The following is a 3,643-nucleotide window of genomic DNA, read 5'->3' on the forward strand; positions in this document are numbered from 1 at the left end:
TTGCTAGTTCTTTACTAGTTAAACCTTTTTCTTTTCTTTGTTTTTCAATTTTTTTACCAATATCTATATTTTCCATAATGAAAATCTCCTCAAGGGTTATTAAATTATATTTAAATAAATTAAATTAAAATTAACTAAAGTGAACGATTTGTGTTAAACTATATTAAAATTAATTTAATTATAATTTATTATATGGTGAGCTACAAGGATATAAGGAGGAAACAAAATGAAAGAAATAGGGGCATTACAAGCAGAATACCCATTAGTGAATAAACTTATTGCAACAAAAGAAGTATTTTGGATAAACCCACACATAGAAAAGTATGAAAGGGCAATAAAAGATTCACCACTTAATGAAGAGAATGTAAAAGATGCGGAAGAGAGATTAAAGCGTTTTGCGCCATATATTGCGAAAGTTTTTCCTGAAACGAAAGGGACTAACGGCATAATCGAATCACCTTTAGTGAAAATACCTTCTATGAAAGAAGCTTTAGAGACAAATTACAAGCAACCTATTTTAGGAGAATTATTATTAAAATGTGATAGTCATCTCCCGATATCAGGATCAATTAAAGCTAGAGGCGGCATTTATGAAGTGTTGAAACATGCTGAGCAACTAGCATTGCAGCACGGAATGTTAACAGAAGAAGATGATTATTCCATTTTAGATAGTGATACATGTAGAGAGTTTTTCTCGAAGTATTCAATTGCGGTAGGTTCTACAGGGAATTTAGGACTTAGCATAGGAATTATGAGTGCGAATCTAGGTTTTAATGTAACTGTTCATATGTCAGCAGACGCAAAAGAATGGAAGAAAAGTTTATTAAGAAGTAAAGGTGTAAACGTTATTGAATATGAAGATGATTATAGCAAAGCAGTAGAAGAAGGAAGACGACAGGCGGATGCGGATCCTAGCTGTTATTTTGTAGACGATGAAAACTCACATGATCTATTTTTAGGATACTCAGTAGCAGCATCACGATTACAAAAGCAATTAGAAGAGTTAGAGGTTGTAGTAGATGAAGATCACCCTTTATTTGTTTACCTTCCGTGCGGAGTAGGAGGAGGACCTGGCGGAGTAGCATTCGGTTTAAAGTTATTGTATAAAGACAACGTTCATTGTTTCTTTGCAGAGCCAACACACTCACCATGTATGTTACTCGGCTTAATGACAGGCCTTCATGACAAAATTGCCGTTCAAGATATCGGAATTGATAATGTAACAGATGCGGATGGACTTGCGGTAGGAAGACCGTCTGGATTTGTCGGGAAAACGATGGAACCATTTTTAAGTGGAAATTATACAGTAAACGATGAAGAGTTATATAGATTGTTAAAAGAACTAGCTGATACGGAGAATATTTATTTAGAGCCTTCTGCACTAGCAGGTATGATAGGGCCAGTGAAAGTGTGTAAAGAAGATGAGTATTTACAAAAGCAACAGTTAACAGAGAAAGTGAAAAAAGGTACTCATATTGTGTGGGGAACGGGTGGAAGCATGGTTCCTAAAGATGTAATGAATGAATATTATAGGAAAGGTTTGGAATTAACGATATAAGAAAAATGAGGCTAGTTGTAGCCTCATTTTTTCATGTACATAAAAATCTTTGTTATTTTCACAATAGTTCTTTATAGTATATATAAAGGATAACTAATATTGAATAAATATAACAAAAAAGCTTTATTTTACATAATAAGAGGATGTGTATACGATGTCATTACAGACTAAATATATAGCGGGTATTTCGCTTGGGGTTATGGGTGTCGGCTTTGCGGCTTCTATCCCTTTTCAAGGAACGGTAGCTGGAGAGATTATACAAGGTGGATTTGAAGCTGGATTGGTTGGGGGACTTGCGGATTGGTTTGCGGTTACTGCTTTATTCCGTCATCCGATGGGAATACCAATTCCGCATACAGCTTTGTTACCTAAAAACCGTAAACGGGTAACGAAAGGGCTCATTCATACGTTAGAAAATGAATGGCTAACGAAAGAAAGTATTACGAATAAAGTAAAAGAGATGCAGTTAGCACAAATGGTACTGCAAATTGCTGAGAGAGAAATGCAGTCTGATGCTGTGAAAAAGGGGATTGTAACGATTGCAGAGAAAGCAATTGTAACACTAGATACAGAAAAGTTAGCTGTTATTATTGAAAAAGAATTAAAAACATATTTACATACAATTAATACAAATAATATTTTACAAGTGCTTGTTGATCAATTAGTTGTGCAAGAATATGATGAAAAGACACTTGATTACATATTAGTGAAGGTAAAAGATTGGACAGCGCAAGGTGAAGCTCGTTACCAGCTCGGTAGCTTAGGTATGAAGGCGATGGAAAATATAAAAGTAGATGGATTCTTGCAGTTTACTTTGAAATCATTTATGAATATTGTAGATGAAGATAAAATTGGCGGTATTTTGCAGAAGTTTATCATTAGTAATATTAACAGCTTACAAGAGGCTGATAATAGCACAAGACAACTTATATTAGCGAAGATTCGTCAAGAAATTATCAATGTAAAAGAAAATGAAGCTTTATTACAGGAATTAGAAAATTGGAAAGAAAAGTGGATTGCGAATTGGAATGCTACTGACAAAATAAAAGAGATGCTAGAGCAAGTACAACAAAGAGCAGTTGCTTTTGTAAATAATGAAGAATTTGCTAATCAATATGTTATTCCATTTTTACAAAAACAAATGAATAAAATAAAAGAAGATGAACAGACAGTTCAAAAAATAGAAGATTGGTTACAAAAACAAGTTGTGAATCTTATTGAGAAGAACCATTCGAAAATTGGTAAGCTTGTACAAGAAAACCTTGATAAGTTAGACGATAAAACGTTAATCGAAATGATTGAAAATAATGTCGGTAAAGATTTGCAGTGGATCCGAGTGAACGGGGCGGTTTGCGGATTTATGATTGGATTAGTGTTAGAAGGAATTAAAGCGATTATATAAGAAAAACCTTCCGCAATTGTGAAGTGAACCCCGAAAACGGGACACCAATCAAAACACCTAAACCACTTGTTCCCTAAATTCTTTAGGGGATAGGTGGTTTAATTTTTCTTGAATTCGCACACAATTGTAGTAATGAATGTATTCTAGCACAATCTTTCGCACAGTTGTGTTGGATACTTTTGTTATCTTTTGTGAATAGAAAGCTTCACTTTTTAAATGACCAAAGAAGCTTTCCATGACGGCATTATCATGGCAATTTCCTCTCCGGGACATGCTGGTGATCATGCCGTTTTCTTTGGCATACGCTTGAAATTCTTTTGCTGTATAAATACTTCCTTGATCCGAGTGAAGAAGGACATCTTTTACTTTTCGCCCTCTCATTGCTTGTTTCAATGTTTTCATCGCTAATGTCAGTGTTTGTGATTCGCTGATGACACAACTAATAATTTCACGATTAAAGGCATCCATGATCGTTGATAAATACAAGGTACGCTCTCCAAATAAGAGATACGTCACATCCGTAAACCACTTTTCATTTGGTTTGGATGCATCGAATTGGCGCTCCAATCGAAGAGGGGCTACCATTGGTTCCGCACCATTGATATATTTCTTTTTCTTTCGACGCACTTTTGAAAGAATATGATTTTGTCTCATGATTCGTAATACTTTTTTATGATTGACAC

The 3,643-nt window shown here is 34.6% G+C and carries 2 protein-coding genes and 2 pseudogenes; 2 read left to right on the forward strand and 2 right to left on the reverse strand.

Going from position 1 to position 3,643, the window contains the following annotated elements:
* Positions 1 to 76, reverse strand: a pseudogene (locus tag MR167_RS30925) (DNA-binding protein); the annotation flags it as partial.
* Between the two features lie 150 nt (positions 77 to 226).
* Between MR167_RS30925 and MR167_RS30930 the strand changes: the two are divergent.
* A complete protein-coding gene (locus MR167_RS30930) occupies positions 227 to 1,558 on the forward strand; it encodes a D-serine ammonia-lyase (protein ID WP_000658546.1) in 1,332 nt (443 codons plus the stop codon).
* A 154-nt stretch (positions 1,559 to 1,712) separates the two neighbouring features.
* Entirely contained in the window at positions 1,713 to 2,960 is a 1,248-nt protein-coding gene (locus tag MR167_RS30935) for a DUF445 domain-containing protein (RefSeq protein ID WP_242316197.1), read from the forward strand.
* 57 nt (positions 2,961 to 3,017) lie between these two features.
* Here MR167_RS30935 and MR167_RS30940 read toward each other — a convergent pair.
* Positions 3,018 to 3,643 (reverse strand): annotated as a pseudogene (locus MR167_RS30940) (IS3-like element ISBt2 family transposase); the annotation flags it as partial.

Source organism: Bacillus cereus group sp. BfR-BA-01355 (assembly GCF_022663675.1).
GTDB lineage: Bacteria > Bacillota > Bacilli > Bacillales > Bacillaceae_G > Bacillus_A > Bacillus_A thuringiensis_S.

Coding starts and splice junctions, on each gene's coding strand:
- MR167_RS30930 (WP_000658546.1), top strand. CDS start 227: ATGAAAGAAATAGGGGCATTACAAGCAGAATACCCATTAGTGAATAAA.
- MR167_RS30935 (WP_242316197.1), top strand. CDS start 1,713: ATGTCATTACAGACTAAATATATAGCGGGTATTTCGCTTGGGGTTATG.